At 75.0% G+C, this 24833-nt stretch carries 24 protein-coding genes and 1 pseudogene; 12 read left to right on the top strand and 13 right to left on the bottom strand.

What is annotated here, in order from left to right; translation table 11 throughout:
• Window positions 1-14: 14 nt before the first annotated feature.
• The 3 genes from C4U44_RS43450 to C4U44_RS14430 form a co-directional block, all read right to left on the bottom strand.
• The gene (locus tag C4U44_RS43450; RefSeq protein ID WP_103886156.1) at window positions 15-506 is read right to left on the bottom strand and encodes a chaplin; all 492 of its coding nucleotides are present in this window, start codon (window positions 504-506) and stop codon (window positions 15-17) included.
• A 144-nt stretch (window positions 507-650) separates the two neighbouring features.
• On the bottom strand, window positions 651-890 hold the full coding sequence (locus C4U44_RS14435; protein WP_103886155.1) for a chaplin: 240 nt from the start codon (window positions 888-890) through the stop codon (window positions 651-653).
• Window positions 891-1310: 420 nt separating this feature from the next.
• Window positions 1311-1721 (bottom strand): rodlin, encoded by a 411-nt coding sequence (locus tag C4U44_RS14430; protein ID WP_103886154.1) that lies wholly within the window; start codon window positions 1719-1721, stop codon window positions 1311-1313.
• Between the two features lie 442 nt (window positions 1722-2163).
• On the opposite strand from C4U44_RS14430, the gene C4U44_RS14425 reads away from it, so the two are divergent.
• The 8 genes and pseudogenes from C4U44_RS14425 to C4U44_RS14390 all read left to right on the top strand — a co-directional run bounded on the left by C4U44_RS14425 (window position 2164) and on the right by C4U44_RS14390 (window position 12611).
• A complete protein-coding gene (locus C4U44_RS14425) occupies window positions 2164-3387 on the top strand; it encodes a glycosyltransferase family 4 protein (protein WP_103886153.1) in 1224 nt (407 codons plus the stop codon).
• A gap of 1151 nt (window positions 3388-4538) precedes the next feature.
• Window positions 4539-5408: pseudogene (locus C4U44_RS43595) on the top strand (sugar transferase); the annotation flags it as partial.
• Window positions 5408-6820, top strand: a complete 1413-nt coding sequence (locus C4U44_RS14415; protein WP_103886152.1) for an O-antigen ligase family protein — start codon at window positions 5408-5410, stop codon at window positions 6818-6820. The pseudogene C4U44_RS43595 and the gene C4U44_RS14415, both read left to right, overlap by 1 nt.
• A complete protein-coding gene (gene murJ / locus C4U44_RS14410; protein ID WP_103886151.1) occupies window positions 6817-8607 on the top strand; it encodes a murein biosynthesis integral membrane protein MurJ in 1791 nt (596 codons plus the stop codon). Before C4U44_RS14415 ends, murJ begins: the two co-directional genes overlap by 4 nt.
• On the top strand, window positions 8604-9392 hold the full coding sequence (locus C4U44_RS14405; protein ID WP_103886150.1) for a polysaccharide deacetylase family protein: 789 nt from the start codon (window positions 8604-8606) through the stop codon (window positions 9390-9392). The genes murJ and C4U44_RS14405 overlap by 4 nt, the downstream gene beginning before the upstream one ends.
• Window positions 9389-10615 carry a glycosyltransferase gene (locus C4U44_RS14400; protein WP_103886149.1) on the top strand — a complete coding sequence of 409 codons (1227 nt, stop codon included), beginning with the start codon at window positions 9389-9391 and terminating at the stop codon, window positions 10613-10615. Before C4U44_RS14405 ends, C4U44_RS14400 begins: the two co-directional genes overlap by 4 nt.
• Before the next feature lie 8 nt (window positions 10616-10623).
• A complete protein-coding gene (locus C4U44_RS14395) occupies window positions 10624-11292 on the top strand; it encodes a YveK family protein (protein WP_103886148.1) in 669 nt (222 codons plus the stop codon).
• A gap of 116 nt (window positions 11293-11408) precedes the next feature.
• Entirely contained in the window at window positions 11409-12611 is a 1203-nt protein-coding gene (locus C4U44_RS14390; protein ID WP_103886147.1) for a GNAT family N-acetyltransferase, read from the top strand.
• On the opposite strand, the gene C4U44_RS14385 is transcribed toward C4U44_RS14390, so the two are convergent.
• Window positions 12568-13026, bottom strand: coding sequence for a carboxymuconolactone decarboxylase family protein (locus C4U44_RS14385; RefSeq protein ID WP_103886146.1), 459 nt, complete (start codon window positions 13024-13026; stop codon window positions 12568-12570). The genes C4U44_RS14390 and C4U44_RS14385 overlap by 44 nt on opposite strands.
• 147 nt (window positions 13027-13173) lie before the next feature.
• On the bottom strand, window positions 13174-14298 hold the full coding sequence (locus tag C4U44_RS14380) for a glycoside hydrolase family 26 protein (protein ID WP_107503988.1): 1125 nt from the start codon (window positions 14296-14298) through the stop codon (window positions 13174-13176).
• A gap of 380 nt (window positions 14299-14678) precedes the next feature.
• On the opposite strand from C4U44_RS14380, the gene C4U44_RS14375 reads away from it, so the two are divergent.
• Both C4U44_RS14375 and C4U44_RS14370 read left to right on the top strand, forming a co-directional pair.
• Window positions 14679-15113, top strand: a complete 435-nt coding sequence (locus C4U44_RS14375; RefSeq protein WP_103886145.1) for a tyrosinase family oxidase copper chaperone — start codon at window positions 14679-14681, stop codon at window positions 15111-15113.
• Between the two features lie 27 nt (window positions 15114-15140).
• Complete coding sequence (locus C4U44_RS14370; protein ID WP_103886144.1) at window positions 15141-16010, top strand: tyrosinase family protein; 870 nt, start codon at window positions 15141-15143, stop codon at window positions 16008-16010.
• A gap of 605 nt (window positions 16011-16615) precedes the next feature.
• Here the strand turns inward: C4U44_RS14370 and C4U44_RS14365 are convergent.
• Both C4U44_RS14365 and C4U44_RS14360 read right to left on the bottom strand, forming a co-directional pair.
• A complete protein-coding gene (locus C4U44_RS14365) occupies window positions 16616-16906 on the bottom strand; it encodes a chaplin (protein ID WP_103886143.1) in 291 nt (96 codons plus the stop codon).
• 256 nt (window positions 16907-17162) lie between these two features.
• Entirely contained in the window at window positions 17163-17876 is a 714-nt protein-coding gene (locus C4U44_RS14360) for a hypothetical protein (RefSeq protein ID WP_103886142.1), read from the bottom strand.
• A gap of 297 nt (window positions 17877-18173) precedes the next feature.
• Here C4U44_RS14360 and C4U44_RS14355 point away from each other — a divergent pair, with 297 nt between their 5' ends.
• Window positions 18174-18674: a DUF5949 family protein gene (locus C4U44_RS14355; protein WP_103886141.1), complete on the top strand. Its 501-nt coding sequence runs from the start codon at window positions 18174-18176 to the stop codon at window positions 18672-18674.
• Window positions 18675-18849: 175 nt separating this feature from the next.
• Here C4U44_RS14355 and C4U44_RS14350 read toward each other — a convergent pair whose 3' ends face one another.
• On the bottom strand, window positions 18850-19116 hold the full coding sequence (locus tag C4U44_RS14350; protein WP_103886140.1) for a hypothetical protein: 267 nt from the start codon (window positions 19114-19116) through the stop codon (window positions 18850-18852).
• A 328-nt stretch (window positions 19117-19444) separates the two neighbouring features.
• Between C4U44_RS14350 and C4U44_RS14345 the strand changes: the two genes are divergently transcribed.
• Window positions 19445-20446 (top strand): TolB-like translocation protein, encoded by a 1002-nt coding sequence (locus C4U44_RS14345; protein WP_103886139.1) that lies wholly within the window; start codon window positions 19445-19447, stop codon window positions 20444-20446.
• A gap of 152 nt (window positions 20447-20598) precedes the next feature.
• On the opposite strand, the gene C4U44_RS14340 is transcribed toward C4U44_RS14345, so the two are convergent.
• The 5 genes from C4U44_RS14340 to C4U44_RS14320 all read right to left on the bottom strand — a co-directional run bounded on the left by C4U44_RS14340 (window position 20599) and on the right by C4U44_RS14320 (window position 24767).
• A complete protein-coding gene (locus tag C4U44_RS14340) occupies window positions 20599-21096 on the bottom strand; it encodes a hypothetical protein (RefSeq protein ID WP_103886138.1) in 498 nt (165 codons plus the stop codon).
• Entirely contained in the window at window positions 21093-21686 is a 594-nt protein-coding gene (locus C4U44_RS14335; protein ID WP_235032070.1) for a SigE family RNA polymerase sigma factor, read from the bottom strand. The genes C4U44_RS14340 and C4U44_RS14335 overlap by 4 nt, the downstream gene beginning before the upstream one ends.
• A 77-nt stretch (window positions 21687-21763) precedes the next feature.
• Window positions 21764-22348, bottom strand: coding sequence for a hypothetical protein (locus C4U44_RS14330; protein ID WP_103886137.1), 585 nt, complete (start codon window positions 22346-22348; stop codon window positions 21764-21766).
• Window positions 22349-22442: 94 nt separating this feature from the next.
• Window positions 22443-22898, bottom strand: a complete 456-nt coding sequence (locus C4U44_RS14325; protein ID WP_103886136.1) for a DnaJ family domain-containing protein — start codon at window positions 22896-22898, stop codon at window positions 22443-22445.
• Window positions 22899-23051: 153 nt separating this feature from the next.
• Window positions 23052-24767, bottom strand: coding sequence for a SpoIIE family protein phosphatase (locus C4U44_RS14320; RefSeq protein ID WP_103886135.1), 1716 nt, complete (start codon window positions 24765-24767; stop codon window positions 23052-23054).
• Window positions 24768-24833: the final 66 nt, after the last annotated feature.

The following is a 24833-nucleotide window of genomic DNA, read 5'->3' as shown; positions in this document are numbered from 1 at the left end:
GCGCCGGAACACCGTCAGCGCGTACGGGCGGTGGCGCGCGCGGCCCGGGAGGCGCTCTGGGAACGCCGGTAGAGCACCGCGCCGCCCAGCAGCAGCGCCGCGCCGAGCGCGCTCGCGAGACCGATCTCGCGGTGGTCGAGCCCGGTCTCCGCCAGCCGCTGGTGCACCACGACCGGCTTGACCGGGGGCGCCTCGGGCGCCGGCGGAACCTGCTCGGTGCGCGGCGGGGGGACCTGCCGCGGCGGGGTGGTCGGCGCGGGGGACGCGTCGTTGCCGCAGGAACTGCCGAACGCGGGGTTCAGCAGCCCGACTGCGTCGACGCTGTCGCCGCACACGTTGACCGGCGCATGCACCGGAACGTCCACCGAGTTGCCCGACAGGATGCCGGGCGATCCGGTCGATGTGCTCCCGCCCCCCGCATCCGCCTGCGCGTACCCCCCTGTCACGGCCATCACGCTGCTCGCGGCAGCGACGGTCAGCAGGCTCCGGCTCAGGATGTGTCGCATCGATTCTTCTTTCGGCTTCGCTTCTCCAGGAACGCGCGGCTGGTCCGCGCGCCCCCGCCAGACGCACCGCCCCGGGGCGCGGACGGATCCGGCGCTCCGGGGCGGTACCTGATCAAGGCGCTGTCACCGCCCCGCAGGCGGACGTCAGTTGTCGGCGTCGACGCAGGTGGAGCCGAACGCCGGGTCCAGCAGCCCGATGACGTCGACGGTGTCGCCGCACAGGTTGACCGGCACGTGCACCGGGACCTGGATGACGTTGCCCGACAGCACGCCCGGGGAGCCGGCGTCGACCGCATCGGCGCCGGAGTTGGCGAACGCGGGGACAGCGGCACCGGCTGCCATGAGGGTGCCGGCGGCGACCGCTGCGATCTTCGAGAACTTCACGGTGAACTCCTTTTCCGGAAACGGCGTCGTGCACCGCCACGGCCTTCGTGACGGCCGCCGGGCAATTCCTCGCCCGAGCACACCGCTGCCGACCGGATCAACGATGGCACTTGTGCCGAGGAAACTCCCGAACGGCCCCCGGAGTACACCATCCACCCGAATGGGCGCGGAAATTCCTCACACCGGAAAGGCGCGAGCGGACGCCGCCGGGAAATCACGACCCGGCGCCGGTACGGAAAAGGGTGCGGGTGAATTCCGGACCACCCGGTCGACGTGCCGCCCGGGCCGTTCCGGCGGTTCCCAGCGGTTCCGGAAGCTCCGGCTCGTTCTCCCTACGGCGACGGCCCCGGTGCACCCGACAGCGCGGGGCCGGGGCCGTACGCAGCGCCCGACGGCGGGACGGGCCCGCCGTCAAAGGCGTCAGTGGTTGGCCGTGCCGTTGCCGGACAGGATCGGCAGGTCGTCCAGGATGTGCGACAGCGGCTCGTCGCCCTGCGACTGGGTGGAGTTCTCGGTGCACTGCTGGTTCTGCGGCGACGTCAGCACGTTCAGGTCCTGGACGCTGATCGGCACGACGCCGACGAGCGAGCCGAGGTTCGCCTTGGCCGGCAGGGCGATGCAGGGCTTGTTGAGCGATCCCTGGACCAGCGCGAACGACGGGCTCATCACACCGCTGGTGTACGTGTTGCCGTAGCTCTGCTCGGAGCCGTTGCCGTTGGCGGTGGTGGTGCCCTGTTCGTCGCCGATGGCCATCGCGCCGGGCGCGACCGTCGCGGAGACACCCGCGAGCGAGGCGGCGACGGCGGCCGTGGCGAGGAGCTTCTTGATCACGATTGGTCCTTCTGGGAAGAGAGCGGGCCCCGGTACCAGGGTCCGGTCTGATCAACAGCGTGACCGCCGGTTGGTAATGATCCTTCACCCGAACGGATCGCTGCCGATCATCGTGCATTACACATTCCCCCACACGAGTGAATATCGGCATGTGACCCCGGCACACCCTCCCGCAGGTCAAATCCGATGGTCATAAGAAACGGGCAGCTCACAGCAGCTGTCCGCGGTGCCGCGCGTCCTGCGTGAGTTACCTGGGGTCGTCTGCGACCGTGTGCTGAGGATTCAAGGGGATTACCTGACAGGCACGCTATTCGTTGATTGCACGCGATCCGCTGATCACCGCCCACCGGTGCTCGGGGCGACCACCCCGACCGATCGGCGGACCGCGGTACCTACCGGACCTCGGACGTCTCCGGGTCCCGGAGAAAGGGAACGGCGCGCGATGCCGCAAGACCAAGACGACCAGGACCCGTCGGCCCCCGGAGCCGACGGGCCACGGCTCGACGGACTGACGGTGCTGCACGTGGCGCAGCCGGTGGACGGCGGGGTGGCCCGCGTCGTCGCCGACCTGGTGCGCGCGCAGGCCGCCCAGGGGGCGCGGGTCGTGGTGGCCTGCCCGCCCGGCGGGGACCTCGGCCCGGCCGCCGCGGACCGCGGCGCGCAGGTGATGCCCTGGCCCGCCCGCCGCTCGCCCGGCGCCGCGCTGCCCGCCGAAGTCCGGTCCGTCGCCCGGCTGATCCGCGCCGCCGGCCCCGACCTGCTGCACCTGCACAGCTCCAAGGCGGGACTCGCCGGCCGGCTGGCCGCCAGGGGCCGCGTCCCCACCGTCTTCCAGCCGCACGCCTGGTCCTACGACGCGGTGTCCGGCCCGGCCGCCCGGGCGGCGCTGCGCTGGGAGCGGGCGGCCACCCGCTGGACGCACCGCGTGCTGTGCGTCAGCGCCGCCGAACGCGACTCCGGGGTGCGGCACGGGGTACGGGCCGACTGGGCGGTCGTCCCCAACGGCGTCGACACCGCCCGCTTCCGCCCGCCGCTGCGGCACTCTTCCGCGCGGGCGGCACTGCCCGCGCTCGCCGGCCTCGACGACGAGACCCCGCTGGTCGTGTGCGTGGGGCGGCTGTGCCCGCAGAAGGGCCAGGACGTCCTGCTGCGCGCCTGGTCCGCGGTGGTCGCGCGACTGCCCACGGCATGCCTGGCGCTGGTCGGCGACGGCCCGGACCGGCAGCGGCTGCTGCACGACGCTCCCCCGGGTGTGCTGTTCGCCGGGGCCGCGGCCGACACGCTGCCCTGGTACCAGGCCGCCGACGTGGTGGTGCAGCCCTCCCGCTGGGAGGGGATGGCGCTCGCGCCGCTGGAGGCGATGGCGTGCGCGCGGCCGGTCGTGGCCACCGACGTCAGCGGCGCCCGCGAGGCGCTGCCCGCCGCCGACACCGAGCTGTGCGTCGTGCCGCCGGAGGAACCGGCCGCGCTCGCCGGCGCGTTGCTGCGGCTGCTCACCGACCCCGCGACCCGTACCGCCACCGGGCTGCGCGCCCTCGCCGACGTCCGCGCCCGCCATGACGTCCGCGGCACCGCCGCGGCCGTCGGCGCGTTGTACACGTCGCTCGCGCCACCGCCCGCGACCCGTCCCTCGCCGCTCCAGGACGTCGAGGTGCCCGCCCGGTGAACCGCCCCTCGACCCCGGACCACTCGGTCCCGCACGACATCGCCCCGCCGCCCTGGCCCGAGACCGGCCTCCCGCCGTACGGCGACGCGGCATACGGCGATGCGGTCTACCCGGGCGCGGCGTACCCCGGCGCCGTCTACCCCGGCGCCGCCTACCCGGGCCCCGCCTTCGGCGACACGGCGTACGGCGACCCGTACGGAACTGGCGCCATTCCGGGAGCGGCCGCCGGTGCGGGGGCCGCGGCCCCACCCGGCTTCCCCTATGGCGAGTTCACCCCGGCGCCGGCCCCTCCCGGGCCGGGCTTCGGAACGGCGCCCACCGCGGGCGACCCGGCCCAGCGGCACGTCCCGGCGACGGCCCCCGACCGCACCGACGAGCCCGATCTGCGGCTCGTCGTCCCCCAGCCGCACGCCCGGCCGGAGGCGGGCGCCGGTGCCCGGCCCGCGGCGCCCGAGCGGGGCGACCGCGCGGCCGGACCGGCCCCGGACGCCCGCCCGCCGGCCCTCGCGGGCCGGCTGTCGCGCGGCGGCGTGCTCGCCGCGGCGGACTGCCTGGCCGGACTGTTCGGGCTGTGCACGGTCGGGTTCGCCGGGAACCCGGTGCTGCCCGCCGTCCTGCTGTGCGTGCTGCTCGCCGCCCACCGAAGAGCCGGGCTCTACCGGCCGGCGCTCACGCCCGCCGCGCTGGACGAGGTGCCGGCGATCGCGCTGGGCACCGTCCTCGCCTGGGGGCTGGCCGCCGCCGCGACCGCCGCGACCGCGCCGCACGGTGCGCTGGGCTGGTCCCAACTCCTCGACGCCACCGCGCTGACCGGATGCGCGGCCGTCTTCCTGCGCGCCCTCGCGCACCGTCTGCACCGGCACCGCGCGCGCCGCACTCCGGCCCGCACCCTCGTCATCGGTGCCGCACCGGCCGCGCAGGACCTCGCCGCGGCGCTGCGCGCCCACCCCGAATACGGCCTCGCCCCGGTGGTGATCACCGCCCCGGCACCCCCCTCCGGTCCCGGCGGGCACGACCTCGCCGCACCGGTGTTCCCGGGCTTCGCCCACCCGCCGGGGCCCCACCTCCGCGAATCCCTCGCCCGCCGCACGGCGAAGGCCGAGGCGCTCGCCGTACCGGGCGCGCCCGCGCCGTATCCCCCCGGTCCGCCCGGCCAGTTCGCCCCCGGTGTCCCCGCTGCCCTCCCCCACCTCGTCACGACCGCCGCCGCGGACATCGCCCGGATCGCCGTGCGCGAGGCGGTGCGGCACGCGGTGGTGGTCGGACCGGCCGGGCCCGCCACGGAGCGGGCCGTCGCGCTGCTGGCCGCGCACGGCTGCCGGATCTGGCAGGTCGACCCGGCCGGACACCGGCCGGAGGCCACCGGCGCGGACGCGCCCGGCCGGATCGCACCGCCGCACCTGTGGGGTTACGCGTGCCGCCCGATGGCGGGCGGGCGCGGCGCCGGGCGGCGCGGCAAGCGGGCGCTGGACATCGTGCTCTCCGGGCTCGCGCTCACCGCGGCGGCACCCGCTCTGGCCGGATGCGCGCTGGCGGTGCGCCTCGCGGACGGGCCGGGCGTGCTGTTCCGGCAGGAGCGGATCGGCCTGGGCGGGCGGCCGTTCACCCTGCTGAAGTTCCGCACCCTGCGGCCGGCCGACGACCAGGAGGCAGCGACCCGCTGGAACGTCGCCCACGACCACCGGATGAGCGCGGTCGGCCGGCTGCTGCGCCGCACCTCGCTGGACGAGCTGCCGCAGTTCTGGAACGTGCTGCGCGGCGACATGAGCCTGGTCGGGCCGCGCCCCGAACGCCCCTTCTTCGTGGAGAAGTTCAGCGGCGAACTGCCCGGCTACCAGGACCGGCACCGGATGCCGGCCGGCATCACCGGCCTCGCCCAGGTGAACGGCCTGCGCGGCGACACCTCCATCCCGGACCGCGCCCGGTTCGACAACCACTACATCGACAGCTGGTCGCTGTGGCAGGACATCGCGATCCTCGTCCGCACCGCGACCTCGTTCTTCCGGTTCGGCGGTAGCTGATGACCTGGACCCCCGCGCTGCCGGGCCGCACCGCCCCCGCCACCCACCGCGGCGGGCCGGCACCCGTACCGGCGCCCCCGCGCGCAGCGGCGCCCGCACCGCTGCTCCGCCGGCTCGCCCCGTACGCCCACCTGCTGCCCGCCCTCGCGACCATCGCCCTGCTGGCCGCGCCGGTCACCCCGGGGGACGTCACCACCTCCGGGAAGGTCACCCCCGCCGACGCCGCCTCCGCGGTGCTCGTACTCGCCTGCGCCGTCCGCCTGTTGCGCGACCGCCGGCGGCTGCTCACCCCGGCCGCGGCGATCGTGCTCGGCGCGCCCGTGGTGGGCTTCGCGGTCGCGGCGATCACCTCGCCCGACCCCGGCGCCGGGGTGACCGGATTCCTGCGCTACGCCCAGGTGTTCGTGCTCGTGCCCGCCGCGCTGGTGCTCCTCCTGCGCGACCGGCGCGACTTCGCGGTGGTCGCGGGCGCGGTGGTCGCCCTCGCGCTGGTCCAGGGTGGGATCGGGGTGTGGCAGTACGCCACCGGCACCGGCGCCTCGTACCAGGGCGAGGACGTCCGCGCGGTCGGCACGTTCGGGCCCTCCGACATCATGGGCATGGCCACGGTCGTCGCGTACGGCCTGGTCATCGCCGCGGGGTACGCCCTCGCGCCCGGCCGCCGCGCGGTACGCACCGGGGCGGCCGTCTGCGCCGCCCTGCTCCTGGTGCCGCTCACCGTGTCCTTCAGCCGCGGCACATGGATCGCGACCGCGCTCGCCCTCACCGCGATGACGCTGCTCGCCGGGTGGCGGCAGGCCCTTCGCGTCCTCGGGGTGCTCGCCGCCTGCGCGGTGCTCCTGGTCGGCGGGGTCGGGGTCGGCTCCCAGATGATCACCCAGCGCCTGGACAGCATCACCCAGGTCACCGACGCGCCCGACCAGTCCGTCACCGACCGCTACACCCTCTGGTCGGCCGCCCTGTCGATGTGGCGCGAGCACCCCGCCACCGGGGTCGGCCTCAAACGCTTCCCCGACGAGCGCGACTCCCACGCCTCCCTCGCCCTCGACTCCGGGAGCGACACCGCCGGCGCCGGGCAGACGTTCACCCGCGAACCCCTGCTCTCCCCGCACAACATGTACCTGCTCACCCTCTCCGAGCAGGGCCTCCTCGGCTGCGCGCTGCTGACCGGGTCCTGGGCCGCCCTCCTCGCGGCCGGCACCGCCCGCCTGCACCGCGCGCGCCGCGCGCCGCGCGCCCTCGGCTCCGGCGGCGCCGTCGCCCCCGGGCTCGCCGCCGTCGGCCTCCTGCTGTGGCAGTCCGTCGACTTCCTCTACGCCGACATCGGCGGCCCCTCCACCACCCTCACCGCCGTCCTGCTCGGCCTCACCGCCTGGTGGGCCCTCCACTCCGCCGACGGGCCCGCCCGATGACGAGCACGGAGGTCCCGCGGCCCGCGGGCGAGGGCCCGCCCGAGGACGCGGAACCCTGGAGGAGGCCGGCGCGGCAGGCGGCGCCGGACCCGCACGCCGCGGGAAGCGTCGACGGAGCCCCCTACGACCTGTGGACCCACCCGGCCGACTCCTTCCACCCGGCCCACCCGTCCGCCGGATCGGCCTTCCTCCCCGACCCGCCCGACGTCTGGGCGCTGCCGCCCGAGCCGATCGAGGTACGCCCGCCCCGCACCCGCGGCGCGCACGCGGCGCCGCGCCCCTCGCGCATGGCACACGCGGCGGCGGTCACCGCGGGGCTGAGCGTCGCCGGCTCCGTCCTCGGCCTCGTCCGCGACCAGGGCATCGCCCACCTGTTCGGCGCCGGCGCGGAGAGCGACGCCTTCCTCGTGGCGTGGACGATCCCCGAGATCGCGGCGACGGTCCTGATCGAGGACGCGATGGCGCTGCTGATGGTGCCCGCCTTCAGCGCGGTCCTCGCCCGCGGCGACGGCACGCGCTCCCTGGTGCGCGGCACCCTGCCGCGCCTGCTCGCCGCGCTCGCGGTGCTGACCGCCGCGCTCGCCGCGGGCGCCCCTTGGGTCGTCCGCGTCCTCGCCCCCGGCCTCGCCGACCCGGCCACCGCCGTGGCGTGCACCCGGCTGACCGCGCTGACCGTGCTCACCTTCGGCGTCGCCGGCTACCTCAGCGCCGCGTTGCGCGCGCACCGCCGCTTCGTGCCACCCGCCGCGATCTACATCGCGTACAACACCGGCATCGTCGCCGTGCTCCTCGCCCTGCACGGCAGGCTCGGCGTGAAGGCGGCCGCCGCCGGGGTCGCGGTCGGCGGCGCGCTGATGATCGCCGTCCAACTGCCGTCCTTCGTCCAGGTGTTGCGCGCCACGCCGCCCGGCCCGGCCGGGCCGGTCCCGGGCAACCCGCTCGGACTGGCGCTGCTCGCCCCGGTCGTCGTGTTCACCCTCAGCCGGCAGGCACAGGTGCTGGTCGAGCGGTTCTTCGCCGCACCGCTCCCCGCAGGGGCGATCTCGCACCTCAACTACGCGGAGAAGGTCGCCCAGTTGCCGATGGCGCTGTCGGTGATGATCGTGACGGTCACCTTCCCGGTCCTGTCGCGGGCGCTGGCCGGCGGCGACCTGGAGCAGGCCAGGCAGCGGGTCGAACGCGACCTGGCGCTCGCCTGCCTGGTGGTGCTGCTCGGCACCGCCTACGTGGTCGCGTGCGCCCCGCAGATCATCGACGTCCTCTTCCAGCGCGGCGAGTTCACCGCCGCCGACACCGCGGCCACCGCGACGGTGATGCGGGTCTACGCCCTCGGCCTGCTCGGCCAGAGCCTGGTGGGCGCCCTGGTCCGGCCGTACTTCTCGGCGGCCGGCCCGACCTGGTACCCGGCCGCCGCGATGGCGCTGGGCCTGCTCGTCACCGTGGTCACCGACGCGGCCGCCGCCGGGCCGTGGGGCGTGTACGGCATCGCGGCCGGCAACGCGCTCGGCATCACCGTCACGGCCGCCCTGCTGCTGCGCGGCCTGGGCGCCCACACCGTCGCCGTCCGGGCCCGGGCCGTGGCGCCCCGCATCGCGCGGATCGCGCTGGCCGCGCTGTGCGCGACCGCCGCCGGGTGGGCGCTGGCGCACCGGCTGCCGGACCCGGCGGTCGCCGTGGCCGCCTGCGCGGTGGCGGTGCCCGCGGTGTTCGCCGCGGCCGCGCTCGCCGCCCGGGTGCCCGAAGTCCCCGACCTGCTCGCCATCGTCACACGGAAGGGCCGTCCATGACCGCTGACCTCCTCCTCCCCGCGGGTGTCCACACCGGCCGCCCGGCACCCTGGACGCTGATGTACCACTCGGTGGGCGACCGCCGGGCCGGCGACCCGTACCTGGTCACGGTGACCCCGGACCGGCTCGCGCGCCAGCTGCGCTGGCTGCGCCGGCACGGCCTGACCGGCGTCAGCATGCGCGAGCTGCTGACCGCCCGGGCCCGCGGCCGAGCCGCCCGGCTGGTCGGGCTGACCTTCGACGACGGCTACGCCGACTTCCTCACCGAGGCGGTGCCGCTGCTGCGCGAGTACGGCCACACCGCGACCGTGTTCGCGCTGCCCGGCCGGCTCGGCGGCAGCAACGTCTGGGACCCGGAAGGCCCGCGCAAGCAGCTGCTCACCGCCGACGGCATCCGGCGGGCGCGGTCCGCCGGCATGGAGATCGGCTCGCACGGCCTGCTGCACCGCGACCTGACCACCCTGGACGACCACGAACTCGACGCCGAACTCCAGGAGAGCAGGCGGCTGCTGGCGGAGATCACCGGCAGCGTCCCGGCCGGCTTCTGCCACCCCTACGGCGCGGTCGACCCGCGCACCGTGGCCGCGGTCCGGCGGGCCGGATACGACTACGCCTGCGCGGTCGACCCCGGGCCGCTGGCATGCGGCCACGCGCTGCCACGCGCGTACGTGGGCCAGGCCGACAACTCCCCCCGGCTGCACGCCAAACGGCTGCTGCACCGGGTGCGGCGGCCCCGGCTCGCCCCGCTCCCCGCCGGATCCGTGCCGGCAGGAGGCACGGCATGAGGGTCCTGCACGTCATCACCGGCCTCAACGTCGGCGGCGCGGAGCAGCAACTGCGCCTGCTGCTCCCGCACCTGGAGGCCGACTGCGAGGTGCTCACACTCACCGACCCCGGCCCGGTGGCCGACGCGATCCAGGCGGACGGCGTCCGGGTGCACCACCTGGGGATGACCGGGAACCGCGACGTGGGCGTGCTGCGCCCGCTCACCGCGCTCATCCGCGCCGGCCGCTACGACGTGGTGCACACCCACCTGTACCGGGCCTGTGTCTACGGGCGGCTCGCCGCGCGGCTGGCCGGCGTCCGCACCGTCGTGGCCACCGAGCACTCGCTGGGCGCCACCCAGATCGAGGGCCGCCCGCTGACCCTCGGCACCCGCGCCCTGTACCGCGCCACCGAACGGCTCGGCCACGGCACCCTCGCGGTGTCCACGACCGTCGCGGAGCGGCTGGTGCGCTGGGGCGTGCCCCGCGAGCGCGTGCACCTCGCGCCCAACGGCATCGACCCGGAGCCCTTCCGCTTCGACCCGAAGGTGCGCTCCGCCGCCCGGGTCCGGCTCGGCATCCCCGAGGACGCGTACGTGGTCGGCGGGGTCGGCCGGCAGGTGCCGGGAAAGCGGTTCGACGCGCTGGTCCGGGCGGTCGCCGACGTGCCCGGCAGCCACCTGGTGCTGGCCGGCGACGGACCCGAACGGGTGCCGCTGCTGCGGCTCGTGCACCGCCTGAACCTCCAGCACCGGGTGCACGTCACCGACTCCAGCGGCCCCGACGTGCCCGCGCTGCTGGCCGCCATGGACCTGTTCGTCTCGGCCTCCGCCGAGGAGGCGTTCGGGCTTGCGGTGGTCGAGGCACTGGCCGCCGGGTTGCCCGTGCTCCACACGGCCTGCCCCGCCGTGGAGGACCTGCCCGCCGAGGACGCGCCCGGCACCCGCCGGATCGACCTGGGCGAACTGCCCGCCGCACTGGCCGCGGAGCATCGCGCGGGACCGCGCCGGCTGCCCGTCCCGGCGGCCGTCGGGATCTACCACATCGCCCGCACCGCGCAGCGCGTCATGGCGCTGTACGCCGAGGCGGGCGAGCGGCACCGTCCGCGGCCCCACCGGCAGGAAGCAGCAGCGACCGTACCCCACCCGGCCCGGGCCGCCACACCCCCGCAGGCACCGCCCGCGGCACCCGCTGCACCCGCGGCCACCGCCGAACCCACCACCCCGACACCCGCGCAGAAGTGAGACACACCGTGAACCACACCGGCGACACCAGCGACCCGCAGGACCGCAGGCGGCGCGCGCCACGACGCGCGCTGCCGCGCTGGCTGCCGGTGCCGCTGGGCATCGGCATCGGGCTGCTCGGCGGCCTCGGCTACGGGCTCGCCGCCACCCCGCAGTACGCCGCCACCGGGTACGTGATGGTCGTACCGCAGAAGGGCACCGACGCGACGACCGCGCTCGGCTTCGCGCAGGCGTACGGCCGGATCGTCACCGGCTCCGCGGTGCTGGCCGGCGCCCAGGCCGCCACCCACACCGCCGCCGCCGACCTCAAGGGTCACGTGCAGGCGGCCACTTCACCGGACGCCCCGATGATCTCGGTCACCGGCAGCTCGTCCCGGGCGCGGACCGCCGCCACCATCGCCAACGGCGTGGCCCGCTCGCTGGCGGCCACCGGCAACCGCGACTCCGCGAGCACCGGCGTCCGGCTGCTCGTCTTCTCCCCCGCCGCCGCCCCCGCCGCGCCCTCCTCCCCGTCCGCGACGCTGTCGGGCGCGGTCGGCGCGAGCGCGGGCGGCCTGCTCGGCGCCCTCGTCCTGCTGGTCCGGCCCCGGCGCGAGGACGGCGAGCCGGCCCGCACCGCGCTGCCGGCCCCGTCGGTCCACCCGTCCGAACCCCGGCCCGAACGCGCGGCGGTGTGAGCGTGGAAGGCCCCGACACGCAGGCGCCCCCGGCCGTCACCGGCACCCCTCGCCCGAGGACTCCGGAGGCACCGCCGACCGGCGCCGCTCACCCGACGGACGCTTCGGCACCGGCCATGGCGGCCGGACTCGACGTCCACATCTGCCGCGACCCCGGCGAGTTCGCCGCGCTCGCCCCGCAGTGGGCGCGCCTGCACCGCGCCTGCCCGCGGGCCACCCCGTTCCAGAGCCACGGCTGGCTGTACTCGTGGTGGCTCTGGTACGGCCGGCCGGGGCGGCTGCGGATCGTCCTGGTGCGGCGCGGCGGCGACCCGGCCGGGGAGGGCACGGAGTCCGGCGGCCAAGGGGAGTTGGTGGGCGCGTTCGCGCTGATGCGCACCTACCGCCCGCTGCCGGCCCTCGTCCCGCTCGGCGGCGCCGTCACGGACTTCTCCGACGCGCTCGTCGACCCCGGCGCGGGCGGCGAGGCGGTGGCCGCCGCCCTGGTGCGGGGGATGCGCCGGGCGTCCCGGGGCTCGCTGGTCGACCTGGGCGAGGTGCCCCCGGGCGGCGCCGCCGGGCGGCTGTACGACCTGTGGCCCGGCCCCAAGCGGATGCTCGCCGACTCCGAGTGCCTGGAACTGCCCGGTGGCCCGATGTCCGAACTCATCGCCCGGGTGGGCAGTTCACGCGGCCAGCGCATCCGCTCCAACCTGCGCAAGATCGACGCCGCCGGCATCCAGGAGCACGACGTGCCCGCCGCGGACGTGCCCGCCGCCGTCGCCACGATGCTGCGGCTGCACGCCGCGCAGTGGGAGGGCCGGGGCGTCACCCCCGAGCACCTCCGGCCCCGCTTCGCCGCGCACCTCTCCCACGCCTGCGCCCTGATGACGGAATCCGGCGAGGCGCTGCTCACCGAGTTCCGGCTGCGCGGCGCGGTGGTCGCCGTGAACCTCACCGTCCTGTCGCCCGCCCTGGCCGGCGGTTACCTCTACGGCGCCGACCTCCCCGCCCTGAGCGCGGCCAAGGTCGACCTCAACACCCTCCTCACCCGGCACGGCGCCCGCCTCACCAGTGCCGCCGACCGGCCCGTCCACAGCATGCTCAGGGGCGCCGAGCCCCACAAGTCCCACTGGCGCCCCGTCCCCACCTCCAACACCCGGCTGCTGCTGTCCACCCGCCGGTCCCTGCCCTCCCTCCTCACCCGCCGGGCGCTGGCCGCCCTCCGCGCCGCACTGCGCGAACTGCGGCGCCGGCGGCGGTCACGCGAGGCCCCGGCGGGGAAGGCCGCACCGGCTACCAGGCACCCTCACCGGCCACCTGACGGGTCGTCGCGTTGAGGCGGTTGAAGAGGTTGGTGACCCCGATCATGAGGGTGATCCCGGCGAGCTGCTCCTCCGTGTAGTGCCGCGCCGCCTCCTCCCAGATCTCGTCGGAGACGCCCGCCGGATTGTCGGCGAGCCGGGTCGCCGCCTCGGTCAGCGCCAGCGCCGCGCGCTGCGCGTCGGAGAAGTACGGCGCCTCGCGCCAGGCGGCGACCGCGCCGAGCTGCTCGTCCGTGACGCCCGCCTTGCGGGCGTTGCGCACCCCGGCGTCGACGCAGGCGCTGCACCCGTTGATCTGGCTCGCCCGCAGGTGCACCAGTTCCATGGTGGAGTGCTCGACCCCGCTGCTGCCGGCCGCCTTGAACACCTCCACGATGGCGGGCATCGCCGCGGGAATGATCTGCGCCGGGTTCTTCATCCGTGCCTGCATGACTGCTCTCCTCGGGTCTCCCGGAGGCGCCCCTTCGGTGCCTCCACCGCAGTGACGAAGCGCCGCCGGGAGATGTGACCGATCCGGCGGGAAAACCGGATCGGCCGTGTCGTCGCAGGTCAGAGCAAGTACGGGCAGGTCAGGACCTCACTTGTGGCCGGTGGACCGGGTCGGGGCGTGCGGCGCGGCGACGGCCGCGGTCTTCCGCCCGAACAGCAGCGACCGGTACACCTCGGACGACTTGGGGTTCTGGTCGCACTTCCACACGCCGTGCGGGCAGTAGTCGGTGATCGTCTGGTACAGCGGGTGGTGGGCGATGATCCAGCCGAGCATCAGGCTCATGTAGTCGGGATCGTCGCCGTTCGTGAACAGGCCCCACTCCGGGTAGGAGATCGCCTTCTTGTGCTCGGCCGCGAAGTCGACCTGCTCCTGCAGCCCGTACGGCTCGGTGACCTGGTCGTGGAAGGTCGACCCCGGCGGCTGGTCGTAGGAGTCCATGCCGATGATGTCGACGGTGGCGTCCCCGGGGTAGCACGCGGTCCAGGCGATCGCGTCCTGGCCGCGGTTGGGGGCGAAGTCGAAGCGGAAGTGCTGGCCGGGGACGGCCCGCATGGCAGCGACCACCCGGTTCCAGTACGTCTTCCAGCCGGCGGGGTCGGGGCCGCAGCGGTGGGTGTACGTGGTGCCGTTCATCTCCCAGCCGAGCACGATCACGGTGTCGGGGACGCCGAGCCGCACCAGTTGCCGGGCAAGCCGGGTGAAGTGCACGTCGTTCGCGCCGCCGGCGCCCTGCTCGATGAGGTCGCGCACCTCGCCGTCGGGGACCCCGCCCTCGTTGTCGGCCTGCATCGGCACGTTGAGCACGAAGAGCCGGCCGGGCTCGGCGCGGGTCCACCGGGCCCACGGGCGGAGCAGGGCCCCGTCGCCCTCGATGCTGCTCCAGTCGTCGCCCGGCAGGTAGGTGTGGGCGACGCTCACCTCGGTGCCGCCGAGCCAGTTCTGCAGCCCGCCGAGGCTCTCGACGCCCTTGCTGCCGGAGTCGGTGAACGCCCCCAGCGGCGGCACCACACCGGTGGCCCCGGCGGACCGGGTTCCCGGCGCCGACGACGCGCGCGCGTGCGCGGCCACCGGGCTGCCGTGGGCCGCCGTGCCCAGCGGTCCGCTGCCGGCCGGGCCGTCCCCGAGCCGCGACGCCGTCACGCCGCACACCAGGAGCGCGACCGTGACCGCCGCGACTCTCCCCCTCGACCACCACTGGTGCCGATCGGCCATGGCCACTCCTCGTTCGCCGGCAAGGACGCCCCGGACGCGCCTCCTGAGCGACAGTCATAACGTACGAAGAAATGGCGCGCGCGGATTCGGCGACCTGGGCGCGGCGGTGCTGCAAATGGTCGGAAGGACATACGATCGCCTCATCCGACCCCAACTCCCGTACCCACGGCGGAATCCATTTCCATCTCATTACACGCCACGCCCTCGCAGCGATATCACTCGGCCGGATGAATTCCGGGATCACCCTTGCTGATAATCGGCTGCAATGCCGGGATTCTCAGCCGTACGAGGCAAGATGAACCGCGGCCGGGAGCCGAGGACCATCGACGAGAGCCACGGCCGGCGGGGGAGCCGAGGGGGACCGACGAGAGGAGCCGGGCATGGTGTCACGCAGGAGAGTGCTCAGGACCGGGCTGACCACCGCCGCCGCCGTCTCGGGCACCGCGATCGCGTTGCGGCCGATGCTCGCGGCCGGGCAGCCGGCCGCGGACCAGGCACCGGGCGGGGAGGTCCCCGCGGGCTCGGACGGGAAGTCCGGCGTGACCGCAGGAACCGGCGAGGGCGTGAGTACCCCGCTGTTCGACGAGGTCTACCGCGGCCGGCGCATCCAGGGCTTCACCTCGACCGACGCGAGCGGCCTGCTGCTGCTCGTCGACGGGCGGCCGCTGGGCGCGATGCGCCGGTTCGACGGCAGCTTCATCAGCATGGCCGACCACTACCAGTCCTACCCGACCCCGCTGGCCACCGCCCGTGGTGCGGTCGACGTGATCGGGGGCGCCCAGCTGGCCGATGCCGCCGCGGCGCACCACCACTGACCGACCGAGCGTCGAGGGAGCGCACCTGTGTACACACGGAAGAACCAGCGGAACCTGACCAGCGCCCAGCGCTCCCGCTTCGTGCAGGCCGTGCTGAAGCTCAAGCAGAGCGGCGGCTACGACAAGTACGTCAAGCTGCACACCCAGTACTTCACCGCCGACGGGGAGACCGGGCTGCGGGTGGCGCACATGGCCCCCACCTTCTTCCCGTGGCACCGGCAGTTCCTGCTGGTCTTCGAGCACGAGCTGCAGATGATCGACCCCGACGTCACCATCCCGTACTGGGACTGGACCGCCGACCGCTCCCCGACCTCGGCCCTGTGGGACGCCGACTTCATGGGCGGCAACGGCCGCTCCAGCGACGGCCAGGTGACGACCGGCCCGTTCGCGTACCAGACCGGCAACTGGCCGATCACCTACGGCGTCACGCGGGAGAACTACCTCACCCGCAACATGGGCCGCCCCGACCGCCCGATCGTGCTGCCGACCGCCGCCGAGCTGAACGACGCGCTCGAGACCGCGACCTACGACACCGCGCCGTGGAACTCCGCGCCGAGCACGAAGGGGCTGCGGAACACCATGGAGGGCTGGACCGTCAGCGACACCGAGGGCGGCTACCTGCACAACCGGGTGCACCAGTGGGTGGGCGGCCACATGATCGGCGGGTCCTCGCCCAACGACCCGGTCTTCTGGCTGCACCACGCCTTCATCGACCTCATCTGGACCCGCTGGCAGCGCAAGCACCCGAAGTCCGGCTTCCTCCCGGCGAAGCCGCTCAAGGCGAGCGACCCGGAACACGGCCGCGTGATCAGCCTCACCGAGCCGATGCCGCCGTTCAACGTGAAGCCGTCGGTGGTGCTGGATCACCGCAAGTACTACACCTATGAAGAGGGCTGACGCACGAGTTCCCGGAGTGGCCGGTCCGCCCTCACCCGCGATCGCCCACTCTCCCGGAAGGGACCGGCCGCGCAGGGAACGAGTAGGAGGCCCGACCCGTGGAACTGCGGGCTGACGCCCGAGTTCCCGGAGTGGCCGGTCCGCCCTCACCCGCGACCGCCCACTCTCCCGGAAGCAGCCCGACCCGGAAGGGACCGACCGCGCAGGGAACGAGCAGGAAGCCCGACCCGAAAAACAGCGGGCTGACGCCCGAGTTCCCGGAGTGGCCGGTCCGCCCTCACCCGCGATCGCCCACTCTCCCGGAAGGGACCGACCGCGCAGGGAACGAGCAGGAAGCCCGACCCGAAAAACAGCGGGCTGACGCCCGAGTTCCCGGAGTGGCCGGTCCGCCCTCACCCGCGATCGCCCACTCTCCCGGAAGGGACCGACCGCGCAGGGAACGAGCAGGAAGCCCGACCCGAAAAACAGCGGGCTGACACACGAGTTACGGAGGGGCCGGCCAGCGGCTCCTCGGCAGAGGTGACTTCGCCGAGGTTCCGTGGCCGGCGGGGGAACGGCCCCGGCCTCGTGCGGAGGCAGGGGCCGTTCGGCTGGGCGGGTGCGGCTCAGTACTCGCCGCCGCCGTTGCTGTCCCAGTTGCTGCCGCCACCGTGCGACGAGCTGTTCTCGCACTGGGCGCCGAACGCCGGGTTGAGCAGGCCGACGACGTCGATGGTGTCGCCGCACACGTCCACCGGAACGTGCACCGGCACCTCGGCGACGTTGCCGGACACCACACCCGGCGAGCCGGCCGCTGCGGCCCCGGCACCGGCGTCGGCCGAAGCCACACCCGCGCCGGCGGCCAGCGCAGCACCTGCGGCGGCGGTGAGGGCCATGGCCTTCGCGATACGCGACATCAAGATCTCCCTGGGACGTCCGACAAGATGAGAATTACCGCAACGCTGCGGCTTTTGACTCCTTGGGCAACGCCCGGGATCAGCAATGGTCACGCAGGTTGAGCCGAATCGGTGGGAATTCCGCTGCGGGGCGGGCGGAATGGGCCGCGGGGATGAATACGGGCGGGCCCGGGCACGCACGCGGCCCGCGGCCCGTTCCTCCTCACGAAGGCGGCGGGCGGCGAGCCAGGTGCGCGCGGTCAGCGCGGAGAGGTCGTCACAGGGTCGGGGTGGTGGGCAGCGACGGGAGCGCCGGCAGCCCCGGCAGGTTGGGCGCGGGCAGGCCGCCGCCGAGCACCGTGGCGACGGCGACGTTGACCAGGCCGGTGATGACCGCGGTGGCGGCGGTGACCGTGCCGGCCACGTCGCCCGCCGTGACGGCCTTGCTCAGCGAGTCGACCGCGGTCTGGAGGGCGGCGAGGGCGTCGGACTGCACGTCGGCGGCGGCCCGCGGGTGCACGGTCCGGGTGGTGGCGGCCGGCGCAGCCGGAGCCGCGGGGGCGGCCGGAGCGGCGGGAGCATCGGGGGCCGCGGGGGCGGCCGGAGCAGCGGGAGCATCGGGCGCTGCGGGAGCGGCCGGGGCGTTGGGCGCGGCCGGGGCCGAGGAGGCGGCGGGGAGCGCCGACTTCGCCGCGGCGATCGCGTTCGTGGCGGCGGTGACGTCCGACGTCACCTTGTCCTTCGAGACGGGCGTGGCCAGCGCGTCCTGGACCAGCGTGGTGACCGGGGCGAGCACCCCGCCCAGGTTGCCGAGCGTCTTGGCCTGGGCGAGCAGCGTGGCCGCGTCGGCCTGCGCCTTGGGGGCCGCCGGCTGGGCGGCGGCGGAGTGGTGGCGCGGGGTGTCGGCGGACGCGGTCCCGACCGCGCCGCCCGCGAGAGCGGCGACGAGCGCGGCGGAGACGACCACACCGGTGGTGCGAAGGCTGTGCATCGGACGGTTTCCCTTCGTGGGGGGTGGAGCTGATACCTCGACCACCGTCGAAAAGGCCACCTGCGCCCGCAACCGAGCGGCACCCACGGGCCGCGGGTGCGCGGCCCGGCGCCCGCGCAAGTCGGCTGCGGGTGGCCGGGGTTCGGCCGTTCACCACCGGCGGGGCCGAGATAGGCCGTTGGGGGTGCGCGCACCGGCCCGCGCGCTTCCTCGAACGGGCGAATCCGGGGCCCGGGAGTCGCCCGCAGAGGTGACATCGGCGCGGTCCGGCGCCGGTGGACCGTTAGGGTCCCGCGCATGAGCCAGACCAATACCGCGTCCACGTCGTCGCTCCAGAGCCGGATGGGCACCCTCGTGGTGATCCCGTGGGCCGGCGCCCACGAGGACGGCGAGGACATCGCGTTCCTGCTGGCCTACTCCCTCGGCGACGGGGTGGACGGCCCCGCTGCCGGGCAGGAGGCGGTGCTCGAGGCCGCGCGGGAGATCGGCCTGCCGGTGGGCGGCACCGTCCTGGACGTCGCTCAGGTCCAGAAGTTCGACGTGCGGCTGCTCGTCGCGGCCGACAAGGCGGTGCTGACGATGCCTTACCTCAAGGTGACCTGTCCGGTGCCGGACCAGTGGACGGCCGCCGCCCGGGCCCGCGGGTCGGTCCACGTCATCCTGGCCAGCCGCCCGTGGCCCGAGGGGGTGCCGGGCGCCCGGATCACCGAGGAGGAGCTGCGCGCGTTCGCCGCCGACGAGGAGGTCCTGAGCACCGCGGCCCACTTCCGGGTCCCGGCGGGCAGTCTCAACCGCTGAGCGGTGTGCTCGCCCGGGTGGGACGGGTGCGGCCCGGGCGGGCACACGGACCGGCGGCCGAGGCGACGGGGGAACCGGGGAACAGACGGCGAAGGGGCGCTCCTCCGGTGGGAGGGGCGCCCCTTCTCGTACGGGCCGTGCTCGGGCGGTGATGTCCCGCCGGTGCGGGGAGCGGTCAGCCGCCGACCAGTTCGTTGCCCGCGCTCACCGCGTCGGACCCGGCCTGGACCGCCTTGTGCACGGCGTCGACCTTGGACCCGACCCCGGACTGCTGGATCACCCCGGTGGCGGCACCTCCGGCCTGGGCTCCGGCGTCGGAGGCGGTCACCGCGGTGCTCGCGAGGGTGGAACTGAGGTCGGCGGCCTGCACGGCGGGGGCCGCGGCGGCGGCCAGCACGAAGGAGCCGGCCGCGGCGGTGGTGAGGATGCGGAATACGTTCATGATCGGTACAACGTCCGAACCCGCCGCAGGGTACGCCCGCGGCGCCGAGCGTCAGCCTCCGTCCACCGCGTTCACCCGCAGGTGGACCGGCACATCCGGGCCGCGTGTCCGGGCCGCCCATCCCGGCGGCGGCCTCCCGTTCGTACGGACCCCGGTTGACGGGTGGCCAGGGGCCTGAGGGACGCAGGTGACGGACCGTCCGGGGCGTGCCCGCGCTGTTGCCCGGTCGTGACAACCACCGCACAGGGCCGGGAAGTCGCCTTGACACGCTGCCCCCACAGGTGGTTCACCGCCACCGCTCCGTCTCATCGTTCATGGGGGAACCGAGATGCCCGCGCCCATACGCCGCCGCCGCGGCACCGCTGCCGCCATCGCCCTGACCGCCGGTGTCACCGGCGCCGCCCTGCTGCTGTCGGGGTGCGGACCGGACGACCCCACCGCGGACGGCACCACGCCGCCCGCGACCACGGGCGCCCCGACCGCCCCCGTGAAGCCGGTCACCTCCTCCTCCGCGCTCAACGGCACCGCGCACGGCGGGCTGACGATCAGCGACGGCACCCGGTACGTCGTCATGAACGGCACCCGCGTCGACTTCGGCACCCTGGTGCGCGACCTGTCCTGGTCCCCGGACGGCACCAAGGCCGCCTTCGTGGACGGCGACGGCGACCTCGTGGTGAGCGACCCCGACGGGAGCGGCCGGGTGGTCGTCGCGAAGAACCCGGGCGGGCAGACCTGGTCGCACCCGACCTGGCAGACGCGCAAGGCGGACCCCGCCAACGGCCTCACCGCGCTGGACAACCTGATGTTCGCGGCGCAGTCGGGCGGCACCACGAAGCTGGAGAGCGTGCCGGCCACCGGCGGCGCCCCGCAGCCGATCGGCCTCAACGAACTGCCGAGCGACCACCCCGACCCGCTGCCCGCCACCGGCAACATCTGGCCGAACGCGGGCTCCAACGGCGCGGCGGCCTACGCCAACCCCGGCACCGGCAAGGTCTACATCCGGGACGACAACATCCGGCAGCAGGGCTCGGCGGTCACCACCGGCTCCGAGCCGGCGATGTCCGCGGACGCCATGGAGGACATCGTCTTCGTCCGCTCGGTCGACGGCCACGACCACCTGTTCCTGGACCGGGGCACGAACAACGGCCCGACGTTCAAGGACCTCACGCCCGGCGCGACCACCGACTACACCGAGCCGGCGTTCTCGCCCGCCGGGGACGTGGTCGCCGCGCGGACCCCGGCCGGGATCGTCGAGGTGCGTCTCGACGGCACGGGGTCGCCGGTGAAGGTCTCCGACTACAAGGGTCTGCCGGCCTTCCGCACCTCCTGAACTCCCCTCGCGCGGGGCCCGTTCGGGCGGGCGTGGTGGAATGCGGGGGTGGTGGCCCCGGTTCCGACGGGGCCACCACTCTCCGTGCTGTCAGGCCGGCCCTGTCAGGCCGCCTTGTGCCCGGTTCTGCCGGGGTCCGGGCTCTGCCGGGGTCAGCGGTAGCAGGTGGTCACGAGAACGGTGTCCCCCGCGTGGACGACCGTCGGGGCGTGCGGCGAGACCAGGACCACCGCATCCTCCGGCTTCGAGCAGTCGGCCTTCCGGACCCGGGTGAACGTCGGCGTGAGACCGAAGTGGACGAGCGCCACCCTGGCCCTCGCCGAACTCACACCGGCCAACTGCTCCGTGGCCGTGCCGTCGCTGGTGCGGACAAGCAAGGTAGTGCTGTCAGCGGTGGCCGCGGCGGTCCGCTGGGTGGTGTGCGAACTGCCGCCGGTGGCTCCGGCGGCCAGTGCGGTGCCCGCGCCGGCCACGACGAGGGCGGTGGCGATGCCCGCGATGGCCGTGGCCCGCTTGCGGCGGGCCCCGCGCGCGATGGCGGCCGTGTCGAAGTGCGGTGTCTCGGCGGTGTTCATGAAGTCCTTCATGGCGTTCACCAGTTCCTGCTCGAAAGGTGTGCAGCCGGAAGGCCGCGAACCGTGTGTGCTCATCGGGTTCCTTCCGTGGGCTGCCGGGATGAAGGGCCGGGGAGTGCGGGGAACTGGCCTCTGAGCTTGTCGATGCCGCGGGCGAGCTGGGACCGCACGGTGCTCGGCGAGATCCTCAGGTCGGCCGCGATCTCGTCGTCGGACAGGTCGTGGATGTACCGCAGCACCACGACCGTCCGCATCCGCATCGGCAGGCCCTGAAGGGCCCGGATCAGCTGGTCCCTCATGTCGACCTGCCCGAACTGGTCCCCGGGGGCGGCCCGGTCGGCGCCGTCCTGGTGCGGGACCGTACGGCGGAACCGCCGCCACCGGTCGTTGGCCAGGTTCACCATGATCCGCCGCACGTAGGCGTCCGGTGTGTCCTTGGCGGCGATGGTGCGCCACTTCCGGCAGGCCCGCTCCAGGGTCTCCTGGGCCAGGTCCTCCGCGGCCTCACGGTTTCCCGTCAGGACCAGCGCCCCGCGGAACAGTGCGGCCGACCGGGCGACGACGAAGTCGTGGAAGTCCTCGTAGGACCCCGCATCGGACTCGGCCTCCGCCCGCCCGGGCTCACCGCGTCGGACCCGCATCAGGTACTCGGTTGCCAGCTCCACGCTCCCCCTCCCTTCCTGTCACCCCTCCTCGACGGGAAAGCGGTCGCGTCTGCTGCACGCGCAAGGTGAGACCTGGGTCACACCTCCGGGTCGTCGAGCGCGGCCCGCAGCGCGCCGAGGTGGGTGTCGGCCGTCTCGTGCGGCAGGAACTCCACCACGTCCAGGAAGCGGAAGAGCGTGCGCTGCGCGGTCACCGCGTACTCGAACTCCGCGAAGCCGACCACCGCGCCCAGCACCCCGCGCGTCGCGCCCCGCACGACGTGCGCGGTCATGCCGTCGGGGTGTTCGGCGTCCGCGCCACGGCGGGCGTTGGGCCGGGCCAGGTACGGGCAGACCATCGAGGCATAGAGCATGCATGCCCGGTGCCCGGGGCCCTCGGTGGTCGGCGCGAGGTTGCGGTACGGGCGGCCCGCCGCGCGCGCGTCGGCGATCGCCTCGGCCTCGGCGGCGCCCACCACCCGCCAGACCGGGCCGCGCGGCATCGGGGTGCCGCACACCGAGCACAGCCGGTGCCGCGCGCAGTCCGCGCTGCGCGCATGGTCGGTGAGCGCGAACTGCGGCTGCTCGCCCTGCCACGGCGTGATCGCGGGAACCGGGTAGCCGCGCTCGTCCCGCGGTCTGGCCTCGACGGGCGGCGGCTTGGGTACCGCGTCGAATCGCACGGGCCATGCCTATCAGGCGGCACGGCCCGCCGGAACTCCCCGCCCGCGACGGCGCATCGGACGCGGGTCCACTCCCGGGTGCGGCCCGGGGCGCTCAGCCCGCCGGCTGCCGCCCGCCCGGCGCGGGGCCGTCACCCGCGGGTCCGTCGCCGCCCGCCCGGCGCTCCCGCCAGTCCGCGACGACCTGCTCCACGTCGAACGGCTTCAGGTTCAGCGGCGGGCCCTCCAGGGGCCGGCGGATCGCGGCCTCGATCTTCTCGTTGACCGCCGTGATGATCGCCCGCACCTGCCGCTCGGACCGGGCCTCGGCGACGGCGTCGACCACGTCCTCGGCCTCCTTGCGCAGCACCAGCGAGGGCGGCAGGAAGGACAGCCCCTCGCGCTGCATCTTGCCCTTGACCCACCACAGCTCGTCGTAGGGGGTGTTCAGCGAGGCGAGCGGCTTTCCCCGGCCGGGGAGGTTCGCGAAGTCACCGCGCTCCTCGGCCTCGCGGATCTGCCGGTCGGTCCAGGTCTCGAAGGAAACGCCTGGCGGCTTGCGTTCGGTCACGGGGTCACTCCTCGATACGCCTCGACACGGGATCGCGGGGCACCAGCGGCGCGTGCACCTCCGAGGCTAACAAGGCCGCCGGACCCGGCGGTAAGGGGTGTGCTCCCTGAATCGCGGGCCTTACCGCTCGCGTAACCCGGGCGATCGCGGTGCCTACCGCGCGGGCTCGCGCCTCGGCCCGTGCCCGGGCGCCGCCCGCGCGGCCAGCACCGCCACGTCGTCCTCGGCCGCGTCCGGCGCCAGCCGGCTCACCACCTGTCCCAGCAGCGCGTCCAGCGGCCCGTCGGCGTGCGGCAGCTTCAGCCCGGCCAGCCGGGCGAGCGACGCGTCGATGTCCTCGCTGCGCCGCTCCACCAGGCCGTCGGTGTACAGCAGCAGGGTGTGCCCGGGCGGCCAGGGCGCGTAGACCGTCTCGTAGGAACCGCGGAGGTCCGCGCCCAGCGGCGGGCCGGGCGGCACGTCGAGCAGCTGCACCCGCCCGTCCGGCGAGACGACGGCGGGCGGCAGGTGGCCCGCGCTGGCGAACCAGGCGGCGCCGCGCAGCGGGTCGGCGATCGCGAGCAGGCAGGTCGCGGGCCGCTCGGCGCCCCCGGCCGACAGCAGCCGGTCGATGCGGCGCAGCACCCGGTCCGGCGCGTCCCCCTCGCTGGCGCCGACCCGCAGCATCGACCGGTAGTGGCTCATCTCGACCGCGGCGCCGATCCCGTGGCCCATCACGTCGCCCATCGCCAGCAGCGTCAGCCCGCCGGGCAGCGCGAGCGTGTCGAACCAGTCCCCGCCGACCAGGTCGTTGGCGCCCGCCGGCAGGTAGCGGGACGCCACGTCGACCCGCGGGTTCGGGGTGCCGGGCGCGGCCAGCAGGGCGCGCTGCAGCTCCACCGCGATGCCGTGCTCCCGGGTGTAGCGGCGGGCGTTGTCCAGGCTGATCGCGGCCCGCTCGGCGAGCGCACCGGCCACGGCCACATCCTCGTCGTCGAAGCCGGGCGAGTCCCCGGCCCTGATCATCGTCACCGTGCCGATCTGCTCGCCGCGCGCGGCCAGCGGCACGATCAGCGCGGAGTGGATGCCCGCCGCCCGGTAGGCGGCCACCCGTTCGGGATTCGGCGCGGACCGGCTCAGCTCCTCGTCGGGCAGCAGGTTCATCCGGATCGGGCGGCCCGTCTCCAGGCAGCGCGGGATCGCCGAGCCGGGCTGGTAGTCGACGTACTCCCCGGGCTCGCCGAAGCCCGCGACCACCGCACGCAGCGCGGGGCGGGCGCTCATCGCGGCCCGGCGCAGCCGGACGGTGCCGTGCGGCGGCGGCCGGTGCCCGTCCCTGCGGCCTGTCGAGAGGACCTCCACCGCCGCGGTGTCGGCCAGCACCTCGACCAGCAGGTCCACCAGCTCCTGGCAGGTCTGCTCCAGTTCCAGCGTGGAGCCGATCCGCACCGCCGCCGCGTCCAGGACGAGCAGCCGCTCCCTGGCCCGCTCCAGCTCGCGCTGGGTCTCCCGGTCCTCGCTCACCTCCAGCAGCACCAGGCCCACCCCCAGCACCCCGCCGGCGTCGTCCGTGACCCGGTGGCAGCAGCCGTTCCAGTAGCGCCTGGCGTGCGCGGAGTCCGCCCGGGTCTGCCCGCTGGAGGACACCTCGCGCGGCACGCCGTCGGCCAGCACGCTGCGCAGGATCTGCTCGTCGAAGTCGACGCCCGGCACCACCTCCGCCAGGTGCCGCCCGAGGTGCGCGTCGGCGTCGACCCCGTTGATCTCGGCCAGCGCCGGGTTCACGTACAGGAAGCGCAGTTCGCGGTCGAGCAGCGCCACGCCCGCCCGCGTGCCGTCCAGCAGCACCTGCCAGACCGCGTTGCCGAGCGGCGGAACGTCGGGCTGCATCGGCGTCCCTCCTCGTGGTCGTACGTCCACCCTGCCCGCAGGTCGCCGGATCGGCGATTCAAGCGA

This window comes from Actinacidiphila yanglinensis (assembly GCF_900107965.1).
Taxonomy (GTDB): Bacteria; Actinomycetota; Actinomycetes; order Streptomycetales; family Streptomycetaceae; genus Actinacidiphila; species Actinacidiphila yanglinensis.
This window is presented reverse-complemented; position numbering and strand designations above follow the sequence as displayed.

Bases quoted from the DNA above. Each gene is read 5' to 3' on its own strand.
- C4U44_RS43450 (WP_103886156.1), bottom strand. From the start codon at position 506: ATGCGACACATCCTGAGCCGGAGCCTGCTGACCGTCGCTGCCGCGAGC.
- C4U44_RS14425 (WP_103886153.1), top strand. From the start codon at position 2,164: ATGCCGCAAGACCAAGACGACCAGGACCCGTCGGCCCCCGGAGCCGAC.
- C4U44_RS14415 (WP_103886152.1), top strand. From the start codon at position 5,408: ATGACCTGGACCCCCGCGCTGCCGGGCCGCACCGCCCCCGCCACCCAC.
- murJ (WP_103886151.1), top strand. From the start codon at position 6,817: ATGACGAGCACGGAGGTCCCGCGGCCCGCGGGCGAGGGCCCGCCCGAG.
- C4U44_RS14405 (WP_103886150.1), top strand. From the start codon at position 8,604: ATGACCGCTGACCTCCTCCTCCCCGCGGGTGTCCACACCGGCCGCCCG.
- C4U44_RS14400 (WP_103886149.1), top strand. From the start codon at position 9,389: ATGAGGGTCCTGCACGTCATCACCGGCCTCAACGTCGGCGGCGCGGAG.
- C4U44_RS14390 (WP_103886147.1), top strand. From the start codon at position 11,409: ATGGCGGCCGGACTCGACGTCCACATCTGCCGCGACCCCGGCGAGTTC.
- C4U44_RS14385 (WP_103886146.1), bottom strand. From the start codon at position 13,026: ATGCAGGCACGGATGAAGAACCCGGCGCAGATCATTCCCGCGGCGATG.
- C4U44_RS14380 (WP_107503988.1), bottom strand. From the start codon at position 14,298: ATGGCCGATCGGCACCAGTGGTGGTCGAGGGGGAGAGTCGCGGCGGTC.
- C4U44_RS14375 (WP_103886145.1), top strand. From the start codon at position 14,679: ATGGTGTCACGCAGGAGAGTGCTCAGGACCGGGCTGACCACCGCCGCC.
- C4U44_RS14365 (WP_103886143.1), bottom strand. From the start codon at position 16,906: ATGTCGCGTATCGCGAAGGCCATGGCCCTCACCGCCGCCGCAGGTGCT.
- C4U44_RS14360 (WP_103886142.1), bottom strand. From the start codon at position 17,876: ATGCACAGCCTTCGCACCACCGGTGTGGTCGTCTCCGCCGCGCTCGTC.
- C4U44_RS14355 (WP_103886141.1), top strand. From the start codon at position 18,174: ATGAGCCAGACCAATACCGCGTCCACGTCGTCGCTCCAGAGCCGGATG.
- C4U44_RS14350 (WP_103886140.1), bottom strand. From the start codon at position 19,116: ATGAACGTATTCCGCATCCTCACCACCGCCGCGGCCGGCTCCTTCGTG.
- C4U44_RS14345 (WP_103886139.1), top strand. From the start codon at position 19,445: ATGCCCGCGCCCATACGCCGCCGCCGCGGCACCGCTGCCGCCATCGCC.
- C4U44_RS14340 (WP_103886138.1), bottom strand. From the start codon at position 21,096: ATGAGCACACACGGTTCGCGGCCTTCCGGCTGCACACCTTTCGAGCAG.
- C4U44_RS14320 (WP_103886135.1), bottom strand. From the start codon at position 24,767: ATGCAGCCCGACGTTCCGCCGCTCGGCAACGCGGTCTGGCAGGTGCTG.